Genomic DNA, 19113 nt, shown 5'->3' on the forward strand with positions numbered 1-19113 from the left:
GAGGGAGAGTGCTGTCTGTTCCTTCGTTAATCACATGCTGTAGCAGGGATGGTCAAACCAAGCCATGCATTTACTCGGTCTCCGTCTCCGTCTGGCTCAACAGCTCTATCAGACGGAATATAAGAGTTGCTGCTTCAGCCCGCGAAGCGCCTGCCTGCGGCAGTACCCGCCCTGCCCGGTTGCCCCGTACAAGCCCTGTCTCGATAAGCAGTGCCGTATCCTGCTTGGCATATTCGGCGAGAGCCAGCCTATCGCCGACAGTGCTCAGCGTCTGCTCGGTACTGCCCTCCATCTCCGGCACCGTGAAGCCTGCCAGCAGTAACGCTCTGGCGGTCATCACGAACATCTCCTGGCGGCTAATGCTCTGCTGCGGATAGAAGTTGCCATCTGCCCCGCCCCGGATCAGGCCGTAGCGCTGCGCTGCCTTCAGTTCCTCGTAGTAGTAGGCTCCCTGAGGAACATCACGGAACGGCTCTGTCTGAGCAGCCGTCTCTTCGGATGCTACAGAACCGACGTTAGCATCCTTAGTACCTGCTTCTGCGGGCTCGATGCTGGTGCTCGCAGCTCCAGCCGCTGAATCCGTTACGGCAGCGTTGCTTGACTGCTCCTCCAGCAAAGTTAATTTCTCCAGAGCACGCACCAGCAGCAACGCATAATCCGCACGACTCACCGGTCGGCCCGGCTCGAACCCATCAGCCGTCACGCCTTGAATGATGCCCAGAGCTGCCAGCTCATGGATTTCCCGATATGCCCAGTGCGTATCGGGTACATCTGTGAAGCTTTTCGCTCCCTGCCAGATCACGTACATGCCTGGTGCAGCCGTCTCGAACTGAATCGTTCCATCCGCTTGATGATAGAGGCTCGCCAGCTCTACTGCGGTCGAAGACTCTGACCCCGTTCCTTCATCGGTAGCCGTGCTATCCTCCAGCTTGTAGACAGACAGCCGTTCCGCTTTGGTTCCCTGTGCCGCATGACGCAACGTAATCTGTACCGGCTCTGCAAGCTGCCGAGCTCCAGCTATACCATCTACCAGCCAATCGACGGTGACCGCCCGACCTGCTGAACCGGCAGGCAGACCTTGGCTCTGAGGCTGCATACCCGCCGCCTTGTCCGTTGTACGCACCACGATGCTGATGTGCTGCGTATCGGCCTGTAACGATTGCTGTAACGCCGCCGCTGGCACCGTCACCGTCACACCTGGCGCATGCAGCTTCAGCTCCAGGCGGACTTCCGCATCTTCGCGCAGACTGGCTGCCGGGAGGCTGAACTCATAGGCCATACCATCCGTCGCTTCACTATCATATCCGCCATCTGCGGCCACGTGTACCGTTTTGCGACCTGTATGATCTGCCTTTGCCTGTGCAACCGCCTCTCTCAGACTAGTGACTCCCACCTTTACAGTGCTGTGGGTCGCGCTTGCCCGATCAGTCTTGGTCAGGATCGTTACACTGCCATCCTCATTCTGCTTGTTGCCCTCAGCCGCCATGGCTGCCGGGCCAGCACTCGGATAGTAGCTACCCGGTGTTTCACCAGAGCTTGGAGCGATAAAGCGCAGGAAGTCGCCCCATTGAATGTCGCCCTGCTCATCACGCTCATAGACCGTTACCGGCTCCAGGCTCACGAAGTTCGCCGCCGTCAATTGTACGCCCTTACTATTCACTGCCGTGCTGCCGTCGAACAGGTAGTTGCTCGGCGACTGTAGCTTGGTCGGATAATTATCCTTCGCCGCACTCTCCATCTGGAAGGAGACGAAGCCCTCCAGCTTGAAATCTGGCGTGATCGCCGGGTACGTCGTAAAGCTCAGATTGCCCCTTGCATTATTGAAGGCAATATTATGAAGAGCGATGACACCTGGATTGCTATTGCTCGTAAAGCCATAGGCGCCATTGCCGAAGGCCAGACTATTGCGAATGATATGCGGCACATGAATGCCCTCACCGCCTAGCTTGAACCCGTTCTTATCGCCCGCTCCGACTGTACCATTTTGCAAAAATCCATTATTGTACGCAATGCTGTTCTCGATAATGACAGGCCCAATCGCACCTGTACCTGCCTTCGTGTACAAATCCCAGCCATCATCGATGTTGTTATGCGCGATACAGCCGCGGAATATATTGCCTACCCCGACCGTCAGCTTGGCCGCGAAGCCATCCGCATTATTGTCAGACGGATCACGATTATCGAAAGCCGTGCTGTTCAGAATCAGATTGTAAGACGGCCACTGCGACCGATCATTCTCCGTCGTATCCGTTCTGCTGATCTGCAATCCGGTGTCTCCATTCTCATAGAAACGACTGTTCTCGACAATATTATGACTTCCCCCGACGGTGAAGCCCTTCATATTGCCAGCAGATCGTGTGAAATCCAGGCCGTACACATGCCAGTAGCTGCCGCTTAATACGACACCCTCTGTTTTCTTGTCAAAATCGATGACAGGCCTCGTGCCTGGAGCTGCCGTGAGTGTCTTCATCGCTCCTTCGCGCCCGTCATTGTACTTGCCAATCTCCAGCTTCTTGCTTCGGACATACCGGCCCTCCAGCACGATGATCCGTTGCCCGGGCTGGACAAATTCGACTGCCGTATCCAGATCCAGCGGCTGCTGCTCGCTGCCATCCCCAGTCGGCGTTCCCGCTGGCGATACGTAGATGTCGGCTCCTTCGCGATAGCTCGTCATCCGCACAGAGAAATTACGAACGATCTGCTCATACGAAGTCAGTCGCTGTGTATCACCCGGCAAATAGCTGATGCTGAAGCTGGTCGCAGTCTGTGCCGGCAGCTTCGCCGCTACCTCGACTCGTTCTCCAGCCGCCATCTCCAGCTCCTCGGCGATCACATGCTGCCCTTGCTTGACCCGTGCTACACCGCTCACATTGGAGCGCATAATGAGGCGATAATCGCTCTCCGAGGTTTTCTCACGCGACAATATTTCCAACTGCGGCACTACGGGGTCTGCCTCTGGCAACACCTTGGGCGGATCCGTCTCGGAAGCTGTAACCCGCAGCTCGATATGGCTCACCTCGATGGTCGCCAGCCGGGCAGCATAGAAGCCGACATACATTTTGCCGCTGTCCTGTATCTTCAGGATGTCCGGCTCAAAGATCAGCTCTTCCCGTCCATCATTCAATCTGCCGACAAAACCGCTGTTCGTCTTGGATAAGCTCAGACGGTAGGCCGCAGCAGGATATGTATTGCCTGGCCCTGGCAGCTCATTGCGAATCATAATCGGCTGAATCCCCTGACTGCCTGCACCGTCCGGTGATTCCACGCCGGTACGCACGAACAACTGCGTGCCATTCGCATCACGCGTCCCCCCGCTGTAGCCGCCAATCGCTGCAATGTTCGAGGCGAATACACTCGACGTATTAGGCTCGCCGATCACATCGCGCGCCATAATGCCGAAGGATTCCTGGCCATCATGCGGCGATTTGGCATATGCCTTGACGCGAATATCAGCAGATAATTCGAAATTATCCTGCATTGCGTCCAGCTCCGTATAATAATATGCGATGCCATCATGATCACCGGTTACCTTGCCGCCGCCTTCCAGGGCAATCAGCTCAATCACGCCGTTGTCCTGCACATTCACCTTATTGTTGGCATTCGAGGTAGACTGCCCAAAGCGAATCGACCGCCATGTGTACTCCTTCGCTTCCCTGACCGCAACCCGAAGTGCGATCGGCTCTATCTGCTGGTCGGCGGGGCGAATCGCCAGCTCATAGATGCCTGCAAGCGCGTTGTCATAGCGGGATGTATCCAGCTCGAAGTCTGTATACGGTTCAAGATCACCGTTGTCATAACGCTTGGCTACCATTAGCCCCTCTGCATTGAAGCTCTCCCCCACCTGGTACGTTGTCTGCGGGTAGCGCGTAATCTCGATGCCTGCCAGTTCCCTTGCTTTGACTGTAACTGGAAGCGCCACCGACTTCCCTTTATGGGTCAACCGGATGTCGCGTGTACCCGGGACATCGGTATGGAACGCCTCCACCTCATATTCCCCACGCATCAGCCTGACTCGGCTGCCATCACTGTAGACCGCGTAGAGCACCAACCCATCCAGGTCAAGCTCATCCCCCAGATAATACACCAACCGCTCCGGCTGTTGGCCGATGACCAGCTCCAAGAGAGCGGCCTCCTTGACGGCTACCGTGAAGCTTGTCTTCACCTGCGGCGCGCCTGCGGCGGTAATCTCAACGACTGACTCGCCGCTATGCTGTCCGAACAGATATGGAGACTCGGACGTCACCGCTTGTCCGTTCACAGACACGATATAATCTTCCTCCGGCAACTCCGCGATCAGATAGCCATCATCATAGCTCGCCTCTACGATTAATCCCGCCAGATCAAGCTGATCACCTGGATAGTACACAGTCTTGGCCGGGTAATACTTGACCCGCAGGCTTGTAGCCGATAACGCAGAGATCGTGATTGCGATCTTGGCCGCCAGACCATTATAGTGAACCGTTACCTCCGATGAGCCTGGCTGACTGCTATCGAAGCCGGTGACGATATAGTCGCCTTGAGCTAGCAATTGGGCGCTCTGATCAGCATAGATCGCCTTGACCTGCAAGCCGTCCAATTGAAGCGGCTCGCCCACCCGATAGACCGTCTTCATGGCCGATGCATCCACCTCGATATGCTGCACCTTGCGGTTATCTATACGAATCTCATAGCCAGTAAATGTAACATCGGCATCACGAGCTACATACAAGCCTGCATACAGTTCACCTTGCAACGCCCCATCGAGGGTCACAACCTCACTCTGCTCGCCATTGCTAAGGATGACCGTATCGCCCATCTTGCGAATACGCAGTGTGTAGCTCTCGCCTGCAGCCGGCGCTCGGCTCCCCTCATATGGCTCCAGCTTCGTCTGTGAACCATGCTGCTTGTAGTAGCCCTTCATCACTTGATCCAGAGCGCCTACAGCCGCATAGCTTGTCGTCTGTGTGGAGGCATCGCCGTTCGTCCCAACAGACTCTCTGAGCATCAGCCCGAACGATTTCTGATTTGGAGTACTGATTGTAGCGGTCTGATTGAACTCATGAACCGTAACCTGCGCCTCCAGCTCAAAGTTGACCCCCTGCGGAATCTTCTTATAGACGTAGGACATCCCTTCGTCGCCCGCTGCTATCTTGCCACCCGTCGCAGTCAGCCGCAGCGCACCATGATCCACAACTGTCGGGGCAGGGTTTTTATCCAGGCTAGTATTGCCGCCGAATGCGCTGAATTCCCATTCCCCCAGCACTACCTCCGGTTCCTCGCCCTCCCGCTTCAGCTCTACATCTGTATATGTAACTACTGCATTGCGAGCCGTATATAAGCCGGCATACCGGTATTCGTCTGTCAGCTCGCTGATCGTCTGAACTTCCCCGTTCACAGACAGGACGATCAGGCTGCCAGACTTCTTAATACGCAGTTGGTAGCTTTCACCCGTCTGCGGGCTAGCGGCCTCGAACTCCATACCATTCTTGACAAGCGTGCCTGCGCTTTTATAGAACGCTTTCATTTTTTGATCCAATGCTCCCGCCGCTGCGTAGTTCCCTGTGAAGGAGCCGCCGGCGTGTTCATTCTCCAGTATATTGCTGCGCAGCATCAGACCAAATGATACCTGATTGTTCGCAGCTCCCCAATGGTCTACATGCGCAGTTGCCGTAAGTTCATAATTATCCTCCGGCTGTACCGCCTGATAATAATAAGCCAGTCCCTCTGAGCCACCAGCGATTTTACCGCGATCGCCGACGCTGCGTATCGTTACTAATCCGTCCTCTTGCTCCATGATGCTGAAATTGTTCAATGTAATCTTGTCCTGACCGCCAACGTCACCAAATACGCTTCCCTGCCATTCGCTTCCGATGCGAATGAATGGCTCCTCCTCCGGCTGTCCTGTCTCCTCTGCCGCTGCCAGCGGCAGGGAGGACAGAAATACCAGCACCGACAGCAGAGCCGTCAGAGAGGTTCTCCAGCTTCGAATCCTACTCAATGCCTCATCACCCTTTCATTACTGCTCCTGCCTAGGAGTCTGCCAGACAGAGCTTCATCTGTGTTAACGCCACTGCATCCCGCCTTATGATAAGCGCTTTCATAAATAACAACAATAATCATTAGCTTATATTCGCTGTCATTCTCTGCTTGAAAGCGCACTAATGCCCTCGATATGAGGTAATGATAACTGGGGTGCATCCTTTATATGTTAAAATAGCGGGCTAATTGAAACATTAAACGAAGCCGCTCGTATATTCCTATATGCAACTTAATCAGGGGAGGAGATAGCAAGTGAAACGAAGAACCAACCGACGGACACATATACATTCCTTCTTGTGGGAGCTGGTAGGTGAACTGGTCATCTATCTTCCACGCTTGCTGATCCGGCTGTTCAGACGGCTATTCGATTAGCTTGCCCCCTCCTCCAGAGGCGCTGGATGCAATAGACGAATAACTTATCATCATATTGAGAAACAGCCCGAGTAGAATAAAGCATCTACTGAGCTGAATCAGACACCCTGCCCCGTAGCCGAAAGATGACCACAACAACAAGATTCTTCTGCGATTCTCCAAGTCTCACCACCAGCAACTCGGCAATGAACGCAGACATGAAAGGTTTCTATTTGAACCAGTGTAAGCTGAATAAACTGAGGAAATGGGCCGTTGACTGGTTCTTCTGAAGGGGCTCATTGTGCCGCTTAGTGCTCCGCCCTCGCAGAACTAAAAAGCGCAAACACCTATTCAGCTCATGCTGATCGGGTGCACCATCTTCCCCTGATACCGCAGACGGACATACCTTGCCCCTCTAAGATCCTCTGATGGAACAAAGCTTGGTTCAATCAGATCCACCCGAAGCGAAGCAATTTTGCAATCCACTCCGCATCGCAAACATCCGTCTTGCGACCGGGAACATTCTTGATTCGTTGGGTATTGGCCAGCACGACGGTAAAGTATCCCTCAAGAATGTTGTAGACGGGTTTCCAGTAGATACCCGTGCTCTCCATCGCGACATGAGTAATGAATGCCCTGACCTCCATAACTGAAGTATATGACGGCGGATCAATTCGAGTGTGAGCATTTTTCTGTTCGCGGTTCTCTTATGGGTATTCAGAGCCAGCATAGGTTTGTGCACATAACTCATTCTCAACAGTTTATTTGTCGGGGTTACACCACCGTAAAGTGGATATTTTCATGCTAGGTTTACGAACGAGATCATGATAAAGAGCCCGCCTGTTACTAATTAGCAGGTTTTTACGTCATAATTCTACAATAAAAGTTACATGATTTTACAAAATAAGGACTAAGGACTCATTATCCCAATACGCATTATTATGGTATAAAAGAGGTGAGATAGCTGGCCAGCTTCTAAAATAAATCACATTCGGAGGAACTGATGAAGATTAGAAAAATGTTCGCAGTTATTATTGCCGTATGTATGTTGACGTTTGCTCAATCTGCTTATGCCGAATCTATCCAACCCACTGCCATTGGAATCGGGGACACTCCTGCAACGGCAATTCCAATTGCACCTAACTCAGGGTACGTAACTCTATTTCTCTCGAATCAAGCAGATGTTGATTATTTTAAATGGAAAAACACTTCTAACTCCCCTATTTTCATAGATTTCTCATTAAAATCACCCACAACAGCAGTCTATGACTTCGAGTTTTTCATTAAATATCCTACCGGGATAAGTAGCACTCCAGTTCAAGCTCTTGATGTGGGCTTTGGTAAGTTTGTCAGTAGTGTGTATTTGCCAGCAAACTGTGAGATATTTTTCATGGTAAAAGCAACAACCTTTAATAGCTCTTCAGATTTTTATCAAGTAGCATTAGGTACCAGAAGTATTGATTTTTAAAGAGTCAGATAATAGCTATCAAGCCCGCCTTCCTAACGGATAGCGGGCTTTTTTACTGAATATTGAATTTTTTTAGCAGTTCGTTTTTTAAAATTGTATTCTTTGATTTGTTCTCCAAACTTGCTTTTTTCAACACCCTTGCCTTTAATACTAACATTGTGTTTACCCTCACTAAGACCAGCTATTATGTAAAGGTGTTCGCCTTCACGATTTGAGACACACAACAGCCATGGTGCTGCTGGAAAGCAGGGCTGACCTGAAAACAATTCAGGAACGATTGAGGCATACCAAACTTTCGACACTGCAGACATTTACATGGAGGAATCCAAACTGGTTAGTCGGAATGCTGACAACCGCTTTGAGAACTTGAAGCCACACTTTTTGCAATCTGCCACATAGCCCCCTAGAAAGTGCTTCTTTGTCGAATCCAAAAACAAAAAAGAAGCCTTATAAATCAAGGCTTCTCGTCGATTATTATGCTGGAGCGGGTGATGGGAATCGAACCCACGCTATTAGCTTGGAAGGCTAAAGTTCTACCATTGAACTACACCCGCATGTGTGATGGTCGGGACGACACGATTTGAACATGCGACCCCCTGGTCCCAAACCAGGTGCTCTACCAAGCTGAGCTACGTCCCGTTAACCTATATGCACCATTCAATAAGGAATGGCGTGCCCTGAGAGATTCGAACTCCCGACCTTTTGATTCGTAGTCAAACGCTCTATCCAGCTGAGCTAAGGGCACTTATGGAGCGGAAGACGGGAATCGAACCCGCGACCCTCGCCTTGGCAAGGCGATGCTCTACCGCTGAGCCACTTCCGCACATTAATTACTTCACCTTATCACCAACTGTTATCAGCGGCGACAAGAAATAATATACCATGGATTAAAACACAATGCAAGAGGTTTTTATTATTTTTTCAAAATTTCTTGCCCGACTGTAGTTGCTACCTTCGCTGCACATTCATTCATACGAGAACTCGCAAGAACGGACGGTCAGTATGCTGACCGTCCGTTCCCCCTCTTCGCTCCTCTAGGCTCCCGCTGCCGCAAGCTCACGGCGCTCCACCTTCTGGTGCTCCAGGCTTGGGGATGACTCCACCGGATGGGATTGTACAAGCGCATAAGGCAAGCAGAGTGGCACACCGGTCCGAGGATCAGGAACAATATCCGCTTCAATGTTAAACACTTCGCGCAGAATTTCCGGCGTCATCACCTGTGCCGGTTCACCTACGCCGGATACACGACCGCTCTTGATGGCGATCATATGTTGCGCGTAACGGGAGGCATGATTCAGATCGTGCACGACCATAACAATCGTCCGCTTCTCTTTCATATTGAGCCTCTCCAGGAGCTGCAGCACCTCCAGTTGATGTGCCATGTCCAGGAAGGTTGTTGGTTCATCAAGGAAGATCATATCTGTGCCCTGAGTGAGCGTCATTGCGATCCAGGCGCGCTGCCGTTGCCCACCAGACAATTGATCCACAGGGCGGTCTGCAAACATGGACATGCCTGTCGCTTCCAGCGCCCAGTTGACGATTCTCCGGTCTTCAGCAGACAATGAGCCGAACCCTTTCTGGTAAGGGAATCGACCATACGAGACGAGCTCCGATACCGTCAAGCCATCTGGAGCGGTCGGATTCTGCGGCAGAATCGCCAATTGCTTGGCTACCTCCTTGGTCGATTGTTTATGAATCGACTTGCCGTCCAATAGGACACTCCCGTTCTTTGGAGACATCAGGCGCGCCAGCGTCTTCAGAATTGTGGATTTCCCGGAACCATTCGCACCAACAAGCGCTGTAATTTTGCCTTGAGGGATGGCAATATTCAAGTCCTCAACAATCAATCTTTTCTCATAAGCAATGTCCAGGTTCGTTGTCGTCAAACGAGTCATCCGTTACATCCACTCCTCATCAAGTTATCGGCCTTATTCGCTCCACTTCCTATGGGAACATAGAACAGGACTGTCATTGTTTATACTGTCAATGATAATCGTTCTCACAATAAAATGCAACTTAAATTTATTACTGGTAGCACAGCCCCCCTCTTCTCAAGCATCGTCCCATCTACTTGCTTCTATTCCCAAGCGTCTAGAAGACTGACGCCTTTCCTTCCGTTTTCGCTCAGCAGCAGCAGCTTAGGATAAGATAGGTGCACTGACCTTCTCTATTACATAACGAGAACAGGCAGCTCCGCTGCCGCCCTATAAACTGAACGAAACTCTCAACCGCTCCATCCGGCTTGAGGAGGAGCCCTAAGCTTGCCCTGATGTGTTGAAAATGTCGTTCAATTTATATGGTTTATGGCTTCAGAAAGCTGCCTGGAGGTCATAATTATGATTCATGATCCCACCGAAAATATCGGACGACAACCGCGATCCCAACGAGCAGCAGGCTCCATAGCACGATCGCATCAGAGAGGCTGGAAGCGCTGAACAGTTCCCCCCTCCACGCACTCTGCATCAGCTCAATGGCATACTTGAGCGGGATGACAGTCGAGAGCGCTTGCAGGAATGGAGGAAGTTGAGCCACAGGAATCGTTGCACCGGATAGAAACAGCATCGGATACATCGCGATAAAGCTGAGCGCCATCGCTCCTTGCAATCGCTTGGCGATGCTTGCCATGACAAAGCCGAATATCATAAATACTGCCCCTGCAAAGCTTAACGCTAACCAGAATTGCAGCCTATAGCTCGTAACCGGCGCATCAAACATATATTTGGCAAGCAGCACAATCTGGAGCGAGCCGGCATAGACTGCGAAAAATCCTTTGGCCATAATAGCCTGAAACATATAGGACGGCTTAACCGCCGTTCCTTTGAACCTCTTATATACTCCCTTCTCACGATCACTCACAATCTGCAAGCCGATAATGAAAAACCCTGAGGTAAACACGATAATTCCGAGCATGCCGGGAATAAACTCGTCAAATGAGCTTAGCCCGTCAGGCTGCTGTGTACCATAAAGCTGTCCGAAAATATAGCAGCAGATGGCAGGCATTACAAATACAAAGAATAACCCAATGGCTTCACGGAAGAACAGCTTTAATTCCATTCTTGCATGGGCTAGCATGACATGCATCATTCACCCCCCCTTCTGTTAGACACATTTTTATATCCTGAGTATCACTAGGGTGTTTGCAAGCTCCCCGCAAGGAGCAGATGTTGCCGAAATTCCGTTCCATGCCAGGCGCTTTTTCGCAGGCGTACCAGGGGGTATGCCTGCGAAAAGCAACGCCGCAGGGGGAAATTAGCTTTAGAGAACGAGCACCAGCTCATCTTGAACAGAACATTTACCTTCAGTGACTTCCTTCACCTACACGGGCTTGCAGATAAAATCTACCAATGAGCAAACCCCAGTCATATAACGCCGCATCTCCAAGCCAAGGCCTCATGATTAATTCCAGTCCAGCTTCAGCCAGGCGACGCTCCGCATCCGCTGTCCACTCCGTCCATGGCAGCAGATTACGGCTATCACGACTGCAATCCCAATCATTCGACTGGTATCCTTGCTCCTGCACCGTCTCCATTCCAGGTGTGCATGGCTGCGCCTGCTCTCCTCTTGCCTGAGTCGGAGCTATCCCTCGCTGTTGGTTGCTGATCGCCTCTTGAAGCGCACCTAGCAACGCTTCCTCCTCACAGCGGCCTATGGACTGCCCCAGCAGCACACCATCACTCCAGACGGCCACCTCCACGCCGATGCCATAGGCGAGCCTCCGTGCCGTCAGCTCGACAGGCTGCGTAAGCCGCTGTTGCAGCCATTGTACATGGGCAAGCGCAGTATCCCACGGTATCAACTGCACCTTCATCCGCCGCGCCTCTTGCCTCTCGTTGGCTAGCTGTTCTCCCGCTATACTCGCCAATATGCCCCTCCCACGCCACTCTGCATAACTGCGGCCGCAAGCCCATACAACATCTGCTGTTGTTGTGCACCTGTCAGCCCGGTGGATCGCCTCCAGCCCCAGCTTGCGCATCTGCAGGCTTACTGACTGCGCATAAGCCATCATCGCTTGGCGTGCGGCTTGCTCCGCGGCTATCTCTGGCGTCGTCCCCCAGCCAATGAACGGCTGGGGATCGTGGCCGGCTCCTGGCAGTCTCATCTGCGCCTCTACATGATGAAGCGGCGAGATGTGCAGATCTGAAGAATGCAGCTCACACGCTTGCAGCGAACAAAGGATACCTGTGCGCGCATCCACTGCCGCCCGAATCGAGGCCATCAACGCTACACTAGCCGTTTCCTCTCGCCTCATGCGGAACAAGGCAAGCGCCTCCTGCTCATTGTATCGCTCTCCTGTTTTAAGCGGTGATGGGAGCAACAGACGGCGTTGAATCTCCAGCTTGCCCGGCCCCACGGTTACGACCTGTTCTCTCACATTCGACTGCTTCATCCGGCATACATACTTCAGAACCTCCATAGCTGCAACATTGCCAAGAAGCTTGCCGCATTCCGCCTTCTCCTGGTCTGTCAGAGATTGTTTGGCTTCAATTCCCCATCGATGCTGAAGACATAGCCAGCTTGACCTCGAATCCTCATCCATCACAGGCCCTACTGCCCCGCAACCAGGCAGCATGCTGGTCACAAGCAGCGGAATCTTCTCCCGGGAGCATCGCTCCATCCAGGGGATCGCTTCCCCCTCCATATTGCTGTCGCCCGCCCATACGACCAGATTCGGCCTTGCATATAAGCCGCTTTTGCCATAGCTCCATAAGGGAAGAAAGTCCTCATCCTGGGCCTTCCATTCCTCCACAATTTTCCGAACCTCTGGATCTGCGCCATCGCAGAAGATCGGGGAGCGAAGCCCCATTCGGAGCAGAGAGCGCACAAGCGAGGCATGAACGGCGCCCCGGCCAAGCAGAAGGACACGCGACTTGCGAAAGAACCTGAACTTTTCTCTCCCCTCATCACACTGGCACTCCAGAAACAGCAAGGTTTGCTTGTACAACTCCAATTCTCTTGGCGACAGCTTCACCTGGGCATCTGCGGCCGCATCCACAACAACGCTTCTACTAACAAGCTCCTGTAGCAATTGCTCTATCGTTTGCTTGTGAGCCTCCGACAGCGCTGCCGTCAGTTGTTCGACTGTCTGTTCGCCATTGAGATAGGGAACCAGGCGCTCCATCCAGTCATACATGTTCTTGCCCTTTAACACAAACTCATCCGACCATGAACGGATCACAACACCGTCCGAAGTAGGAGCATAGTATACTAGCGCTTTAAGTTTAGGCTTCACTTTTTGCTGCATCTCCTTCCTTGAAATGTTGGAACCAGCGCTTCGATGCTAAACTAACAAGTGGAGATTCCTACTGCTGCCACATCTTCACATTCTGATTTCGCCAACATGTTGCCTTGCCCCCACTCTTTCAAAACCTTGACTTAATGATAGACTAGAAACGGAGTTTGTTCACCGAAATATATCACGCAAATCAACGCATATTTATAGGGTTACCGTAATGAAATCGCGCAATATATTTTGCGGGATGCAGCAAGACGCCCCCAGCTCCACTGTGCATGGACTGAGGGCGTCTGTTCAGTTACGGGTTATACATCTCCTGGTCATGGATCAAGCCGAGTCGGTTTGCCTCGCTGATCGCTTCTGAACGGGAACGCACCTTCAGCTTCTCGAAGATGCGCGTAAGATTATACTCCACCGTTCGTTGACTCATATAGAGCTTGGTAGCAATCTCGCGATTGCTGCTGCCCGTCGCTACTTCACGCAATATTTGCTGCTCCTTTGTACTGATCGATACCTCGGCGATTACCTGTCCATCTGCCTGTTGATGGAACCGCACCTCACTGCGACGCAGTTGCCTGAGCAGCGTAATCGGGATGACCGCCTCTCCTCGCAGAGAGCAGCGAATCGCAGTAATTAATTGCTCCCTGGTGGACGCCTTGCTAATAAAGCCAGACGCCCCTGCTTCAATGAGCATGTTGTAGTGCGCCGCAATATCATACCCCGTGTAGATCAGCACTACCGTATCGGGCCGTGAGATCGCCACTCGCTTGGTCAGCTCCAATCCGCTAATGACCGGCATGTTCAGATCGAAGAGCATCACATCAAATTCTTCCTGATCAATAAGCTGGAGCGCCTCCGCCCCGGAGAATACAATCGATACCAGCATATCGGAATCATGCTCGATCATATGCTTCGTCCCTTCCCCAACGGAAGGATGGTCATCCACCAATAACACACGAATCATTTAGCTCCCCCTCCAACTATGCCTGACATTGAGGCTCATCAGCCTGACAGATGCTCGGATATAGGGGCTGCCGCATGCTGCGGGAAGGGAAGACGAATATCCACCTCGAGTCCTTCCCCAGGCGCCGTCTGAAAGGCCACCTCGCCCTCAAGACTCCACACCCGCTCACGAATGCCAGACAAGCCCATATGTTGAAAAGACGACTGCAACCGCTCCTGCTCCATCCCAATGCCATTATCTCGGAAACGATATTGTATGTACCGATGATCATGAAACAGCTCCACATCAACCTTCGTTGCCCTGGAATGCTTCATGCTGTTGCGCAGCAGCTCCTGCGTGATTCTGTAAATCGTCAATACATGCTCATCATCGAGCATATTGCGGAACTCGCTATGCTTGAACGTCACCGTATAATTGGCATTCAATTGTGCCCGAAGACATAGATCGTTCAATGCCCCGACAACACCCATCTCCTTCAAAAACGGCGGCCTTAGCTCATTACAGGTTTCCCGGATCTGATGGATGACATCGAGCAGTCCCTCCTGCACATTAAGAAGCTCCATCTTCGTAGCCGCTGACAGCTCTATGTTATCATTGGACAATGACTCCAGCCTGCGGTACCACAGCAGCTGATCTTGCAAGGCAGAGTCATGCAGATCGCTAGCGAGCTTGCGCCGCTCTTGCTCCGACAAGCGAAAAAGCAAACGAAGCACCCATGGCGGTGCCTTCTCCGTTCCCTTGGTATTGAGATTCTGGACAAGTCCTTCTATCAATTGCAGATTTTCGTAGACAAAGCCTACATAGGTAATCATAGTACGCAACCAGACGCGCTCATCATGATTGAATTCCATCCGGTTATCCTTATCACTAATCCACATCAGATGCTGCTCCTGCTGGCTCTGACCGATCATGTAGCAGCAGCCTCCGACGAGCTTGACATATTCGCCTACTCTTAGCCGTTCCGCGGCATGCTGGATTTGCGGCACAATATGTGGAGGTGGAATCAGACCATGATTCTTTTTTAATGAGACGTAGGATGTTGCCATATCCCGTTCCAAAAAGCTGACCGAATGAATCGGCAGCAGCGACAATGCTTCATGCGCGAGGCACTGCTCCAGCTCCTTGATCGTCATCACATTCGCCATCTTGCGCGAGAAAGCCTCCAGACTCTGCTCGTAGCGGTGCGCACCCTTGATCAGTCTTGTCCGAAGCTTGAGATCCATAAGCTCCTTCAAGTATAGAAATACGATAATTCCGACATAGATCACCAGGAAAGCTTGCAGCCATTGTACGAGATGGAACGGCTCTTGACGCAGTAGCGCGCCGATGATGGGAACTAGCAGCAATGCTGGGATGACGGCAATAAGACAGTAATATCTCAACCGCCCAATGATAAACTCGATATCCAGCAGTTGATTGGATGCGACCAGATACATATACACTAGCGGCAGTACAAGAAAGAAGGATGCAGCTACCGCAGCAGCCACAAGCTCAACCTTTAGCAGCAGCAGTGGAAGAGTATATAAGATGATAAAAGGGGCAAACGCTCCTACATTGCCGATAATCATATATTTTAACAGCGATGAGTGCTGAGTATTACGATAGTCAAAATACAATTTAAACGATACCATCCAGACACAGAGCATCTCCAACGCAAAAAGGACGACAACTCTAAAGTTGCTGCCAGTCAAAAATTGCTGCCCTGTCGCCATTGCATTCATCCATTCTATGCCCAGCCATATCAGCAAAAGCGAAGAAAAAATGTACCTCATCCTAAGAGGAAGCACCCGTATGCCCCAGGATTCAAAGTAAGCCCCCAGAAACTGTAGAAACATGAGCGGAACCGTAATGATACACAGCTTCATGAATACGTAAGAGGGAAGATCTCCTCGTACTCCCGCTCCTGCGGCTAAGAAGCCTAGCGGCACGGACATAAAAAACAAAATTAAAAACACCGCGGATCGGTCGTCAGATTTCTTATAGGCAATAAATATCGAGAATAAATAAAACAGAGTAAACAGCAGCATCGGTACAACAGTCAAGTTAAAGGAGAGCGGCTGCTGCTTGATGTCGCTGAAGTCAAAAAACAACCGCTCCTCTTGGCGTTCAATCAGGATGCTCGCCGCATCCTTAATATCACCGGTGAGCATTAGCTCTGGATGTTCCTCAGGAGGCAGGCCGTCCAATAAGAGAATACGGTCACCTGTTCGGATACCGCTCTTGGCAGACCAGGCCTCCTGTTCGACAACATCAACAATAAATCCTTCAGCGCTCTTGGCTACAGTAATTCCTATGTAAGCCACATTAAATTGAACCCAAATAAAATAGATGGCCATCATTAAGGCTATTGTCAAATATGTCCAACACTTGCTTGCCGTCGCCTTCAAATGCCCTTCATTCCTTTCAAACCCATTCAAACCCATTAAAAATAACAGTTCGACTACATCCAAAATTTCGCGTTTTTGCGCGGCTCTCCGGATTGCGCTTTCATTACTTCCGCCAACGCTCTGTGCTCTTCAGGACTTACACCCGCAAATGACAAGCGTCCTTGCTGCAGTTGGCTCAACAGTTCAGGGCTTTGCTTTAATTGCGCAATAACTTGTTTCAACATGTTAATTCCACCTTTACTTGTAATTACTTGCTTCTCTACTATAGCATGCGTTATCCAACCATGCATCGCTAAATGTATTGTGGTATCCCGCAGTTTGGTTGCGTGGTGTTGCGGTGGCTGATAGATCAGGTATATTCCAATAAAGCTTCCTTCCAATGCTCCTCCAGCTCCAGCCCCGCTATAATTTGCTCCGCTACTCCCTTCTGGATATGCCGATGCACCTGTGCATATTCCAGACAGCCACAACGCCTGATATACTCCATTACACCAAGCTTGTCAGTCAATATCTCCTCTAGCCCGATTCTGTGGCTATAGTATGCGCGAAGTCGCTCCGCCTCCTCCGTCTGATCCTCCATGATAAAAAGCAGCGGCAGTGTCCGCTTGCGATGCAGCAGGTCATTGCGCTTATCCCAGCGCTCCAGACCATCCACATCGTTGCGTAGCTGTGCAGCGATGCCGATCGCCTGTCCATACGCTGCGATCGCTTCATAGCAGCCTCGTTCCCCTGCAGCTAGAGCCGTACCCGCCATGCACACCGCAGCCACGAGAGCCCCTGATTTATCAGCTATCATCTGCAGGCAAGCCTCCTCCGTCTGCCATTCGCTGCGCAAGTCCGCATGCTGGCCATTAACCGCCCGCAGTACGCCCTCATTGAGCTTCTGAATCGCGAGTTCAGCATGCCGTGCAGGACATCCTTCGCCACCTCGTCTCAACGCCTCCAGCGCCAATGCCTGGAACCCGATCGCCGAGTTCAATGCCAGCGGCGGCGGACACTGTGCCCACGGCACTGCATCATTGTCCCCATCCTGCAGATCGTCGTAAATGTCCAGTGCCAGCATCATGAGCTCTGCAGCAGCCGCAGCGTAGACCGCCTGGTCGGCAGTTCCGCCATGCATCTGACAGTGTAGTGATGCCAGTGTGCCGAACACCCTGCTCTCTGTCGACTTATAGACGATGAATTCGCTTGCAAGCTGCCTCAGTGCGGGCTCATGAAAATACTCCTCGGCTAACTGTGTCATCCGTCCCTCTGCTGTTAGACAACAACCTTCCATTCTTCAACCCCCATAGACATCTTTCGACTACATCGTGTCATACTCTTATTATATAATAATATGAAATAATTTCCAATCAAAACAATTTCGCCTACGCCTCCCTTGCCTTCCTTGGCAAGCAAAGATGCGTTGCGCGATAAAGATAGTGTATAGGGAGGAGCAGCGCTGCACGCTTACAAATGAAAAAAAGCACCCGAGGGTGCTTTGAATGTGCTTTCATTTAAATGCTGGAATGGGTAAAAAACATCCGATAATAATCATACATCGAAACAAAATTGACGGCATCGATTTTTAGATATATAGTAGCACCGGCTGGTACATAAATATTACTAAACGATGAGCTTCCAAACATATAAAGGTCGGAATACATGAGGCTGCTTTCGATACCATTGCTGTATTTAATTTTAATCCCCATCTTGTATATACCAGTTCCACTCAGCATGGCAAGGAAAGTCGTCACCCTACGATCTTCACCTGTAAAATTGTCCCATTTAAACCAATCGACATCTGCAGAATCTGAAAGAATCAGATCAGTGTATTGATCTGTTAGAAAGTAAACAGCATCGGCTTGAGTATCGCCGACGGTTCTGAGTGCAAAGGCGGACTGTGGAATGCTTAACAAGGCAATAATCAGAACAGCAATACATATTTGTTTCAGCTTCATAATAATCCTCCAGCTAGATTATTTGATGCCGGCCAGCGATCATATGATAATATTATATTAATTTTACAATAATAGTAATAGGTACAAACTACTTAAATTTTACAAATTATGTTGAAGTTTGTCGAATATGCTGAAGTTCACAAAAAAGAAAGAGATTCCGCAAGCAAATCCGTGAGCATTTCTAAACAATGGGAATCCATTGCCACGCCATAAAAAGCAAAAAACCCTTGATCATCAAGGGTTCCCGCTATTCGTATGCGCATGGAGGGACTTGAACCCCCACGCCAAAGGCGCTAGATCCTAAGTCTAGTGCGTCTGCCAATTCCGCCACATGCGCGTGAAACAAAGTGAGCCATGAAGGACTCGAACCTTCGACACCCTGATTAAAAGTCAGGTGCTCTACCAACTGAGCTAATGGCTCATAATAAAATGGCTGGGGATCCAGGATTCGAACCTGGGAGTGACGGAGTCAAAGTCCGTTGCCTTACCGCTTGGCTAATCCCCAATAATGGTGGACGCTGACGGGATCGAACCGCCGACCCTCTGCTTGTAAGGCAGATGCTCTCCCAGCTGAGCTAAGCGTCCTAGTGGTGACCCGTAGGGGATTCGAACCCCTGTTACCTCCGTGAAAGGGAGGTGTCTTAACCCCTTGACCAACGGGCCTTGATGATATGGAGCTCTCAACCGGGATCGAACCGGTGACCTCATCCTTACCATGGATGCACTCTACCTACTGAGCTATGAGAGCATGT

Annotated in this window: 11 protein-coding genes, 10 tRNA genes and 1 pseudogene; 2 read left to right on the forward strand and 20 right to left on the reverse strand. The window is 51.1% G+C overall.

Annotation, left to right across the window (positions count from 1 at the left end; genetic code table 11):
- Window positions 1-70 precede the first annotated feature (70 nt).
- Window positions 71-5977, reverse strand: coding sequence for a right-handed parallel beta-helix repeat-containing protein (locus tag ACY1JZ_RS22875; RefSeq protein WP_462631078.1), 5907 nt, complete (start codon window positions 5975-5977; stop codon window positions 71-73).
- A 782-nt stretch (window positions 5978-6759) separates the two neighbouring features.
- A pseudogene (locus ACY1JZ_RS22880) lies at window positions 6760-6998 on the reverse strand (IS110 family transposase); the annotation flags it as partial.
- A gap of 374 nt (window positions 6999-7372) precedes the next feature.
- Between ACY1JZ_RS22880 and ACY1JZ_RS22885 the strand changes: the two are divergent.
- The gene (locus ACY1JZ_RS22885) at window positions 7373-7837 is read left to right on the forward strand and encodes a hypothetical protein (protein WP_462631079.1); all 465 of its coding nucleotides are present in this window, start codon (window positions 7373-7375) and stop codon (window positions 7835-7837) included.
- A gap of 229 nt (window positions 7838-8066) precedes the next feature.
- The gene (locus ACY1JZ_RS22890; protein WP_462631080.1) at window positions 8067-8207 is read left to right on the forward strand and encodes a hypothetical protein; all 141 of its coding nucleotides are present in this window, start codon (window positions 8067-8069) and stop codon (window positions 8205-8207) included.
- 110 nt (window positions 8208-8317) lie between these two features.
- Here ACY1JZ_RS22890 and ACY1JZ_RS22895 read toward each other — a convergent pair.
- The 18 genes from ACY1JZ_RS22895 to ACY1JZ_RS22980 all read right to left on the reverse strand — a co-directional run bounded on the left by ACY1JZ_RS22895 (window position 8318) and on the right by ACY1JZ_RS22980 (window position 19109).
- Window positions 8318-8391, reverse strand: a tRNA-Gly gene (locus ACY1JZ_RS22895).
- Window positions 8392-8399: 8 nt separating this feature from the next.
- A tRNA-Pro gene (locus tag ACY1JZ_RS22900) sits at window positions 8400-8476 on the reverse strand.
- Between the two features lie 29 nt (window positions 8477-8505).
- Window positions 8506-8582, reverse strand: a tRNA-Arg gene (locus tag ACY1JZ_RS22905).
- 3 nt (window positions 8583-8585) lie between these two features.
- A tRNA-Gly gene (locus ACY1JZ_RS22910) sits at window positions 8586-8660 on the reverse strand.
- 211 nt (window positions 8661-8871) lie between these two features.
- Window positions 8872-9732, reverse strand: coding sequence for an ABC transporter ATP-binding protein (locus tag ACY1JZ_RS22915; RefSeq protein ID WP_462631081.1), 861 nt, complete (start codon window positions 9730-9732; stop codon window positions 8872-8874).
- Window positions 9733-10171: 439 nt separating this feature from the next.
- Entirely contained in the window at window positions 10172-10921 is a 750-nt protein-coding gene (locus ACY1JZ_RS22920; protein WP_270168062.1) for an ABC transporter permease, read from the reverse strand.
- Between the two features lie 214 nt (window positions 10922-11135).
- Window positions 11136-13067 carry a hypothetical protein gene (locus ACY1JZ_RS22925; protein WP_462631082.1) on the reverse strand — a complete coding sequence of 644 codons (1932 nt, stop codon included), beginning with the start codon at window positions 13065-13067 and terminating at the stop codon, window positions 11136-11138.
- 301 nt (window positions 13068-13368) lie between these two features.
- Window positions 13369-14034: a response regulator transcription factor gene (locus ACY1JZ_RS22930; protein ID WP_270168059.1), complete on the reverse strand. Its 666-nt coding sequence runs from the start codon at window positions 14032-14034 to the stop codon at window positions 13369-13371.
- A gap of 38 nt (window positions 14035-14072) precedes the next feature.
- Window positions 14073-16337 carry a sensor histidine kinase gene (locus tag ACY1JZ_RS22935; protein ID WP_462631083.1) on the reverse strand — a complete coding sequence of 755 codons (2265 nt, stop codon included), beginning with the start codon at window positions 16335-16337 and terminating at the stop codon, window positions 14073-14075.
- Window positions 16338-16474: 137 nt separating this feature from the next.
- A complete protein-coding gene (gene comX, locus ACY1JZ_RS22940) occupies window positions 16475-16645 on the reverse strand; it encodes a competence pheromone ComX (protein ID WP_270168055.1) in 171 nt (56 codons plus the stop codon).
- A 125-nt stretch (window positions 16646-16770) separates the two neighbouring features.
- A complete protein-coding gene (locus ACY1JZ_RS22945; protein ID WP_462631084.1) occupies window positions 16771-17697 on the reverse strand; it encodes a polyprenyl synthetase family protein in 927 nt (308 codons plus the stop codon).
- 220 nt (window positions 17698-17917) lie between these two features.
- On the reverse strand, window positions 17918-18361 hold the full coding sequence (locus ACY1JZ_RS22950) for a hypothetical protein (RefSeq protein WP_462631085.1): 444 nt from the start codon (window positions 18359-18361) through the stop codon (window positions 17918-17920).
- Window positions 18362-18617: 256 nt separating this feature from the next.
- Window positions 18618-18698: transfer RNA gene (locus ACY1JZ_RS22955), tRNA-Leu, on the reverse strand.
- An 11-nt stretch (window positions 18699-18709) separates the two neighbouring features.
- Window positions 18710-18782, reverse strand: a tRNA-Lys gene (locus ACY1JZ_RS22960).
- A gap of 9 nt (window positions 18783-18791) precedes the next feature.
- Window positions 18792-18866 (reverse strand) — tRNA-Gln (locus tag ACY1JZ_RS22965).
- Between the two features lie 4 nt (window positions 18867-18870).
- Window positions 18871-18946, reverse strand: a tRNA-Val gene (locus tag ACY1JZ_RS22970).
- Between the two features lie 3 nt (window positions 18947-18949).
- Window positions 18950-19024 (reverse strand) — tRNA-Glu (locus tag ACY1JZ_RS22975).
- A 9-nt stretch (window positions 19025-19033) separates the two neighbouring features.
- A tRNA-Thr gene (locus ACY1JZ_RS22980) sits at window positions 19034-19109 on the reverse strand.
- Window positions 19110-19113: the final 4 nt, after the last annotated feature.

It is taken from the genome of Paenibacillus sp. J5, from assembly GCF_054955055.1.

Bases quoted from the DNA above. Each gene is read 5' to 3' on its own strand.
- ACY1JZ_RS22885 (WP_462631079.1), top strand. From the start codon at position 7,373: ATGAAGATTAGAAAAATGTTCGCAGTTATTATTGCCGTATGTATGTTG.
- ACY1JZ_RS22890 (WP_462631080.1), top strand. From the start codon at position 8,067: ATGGTGCTGCTGGAAAGCAGGGCTGACCTGAAAACAATTCAGGAACGA.
- ACY1JZ_RS22915 (WP_462631081.1), bottom strand. From the start codon at position 9,732: ATGACTCGTTTGACGACAACGAACCTGGACATTGCTTATGAGAAAAGA.
- ACY1JZ_RS22920 (WP_270168062.1), bottom strand. From the start codon at position 10,921: ATGATGCATGTCATGCTAGCCCATGCAAGAATGGAATTAAAGCTGTTC.
- ACY1JZ_RS22930 (WP_270168059.1), bottom strand. From the start codon at position 14,034: ATGATTCGTGTGTTATTGGTGGATGACCATCCTTCCGTTGGGGAAGGG.
- comX (WP_270168055.1), bottom strand. From the start codon at position 16,645: ATGTTGAAACAAGTTATTGCGCAATTAAAGCAAAGCCCTGAACTGTTG.
- ACY1JZ_RS22945 (WP_462631084.1), bottom strand. From the start codon at position 17,697: ATGGAAGGTTGTTGTCTAACAGCAGAGGGACGGATGACACAGTTAGCC.
- ACY1JZ_RS22950 (WP_462631085.1), bottom strand. From the start codon at position 18,361: ATGAAGCTGAAACAAATATGTATTGCTGTTCTGATTATTGCCTTGTTA.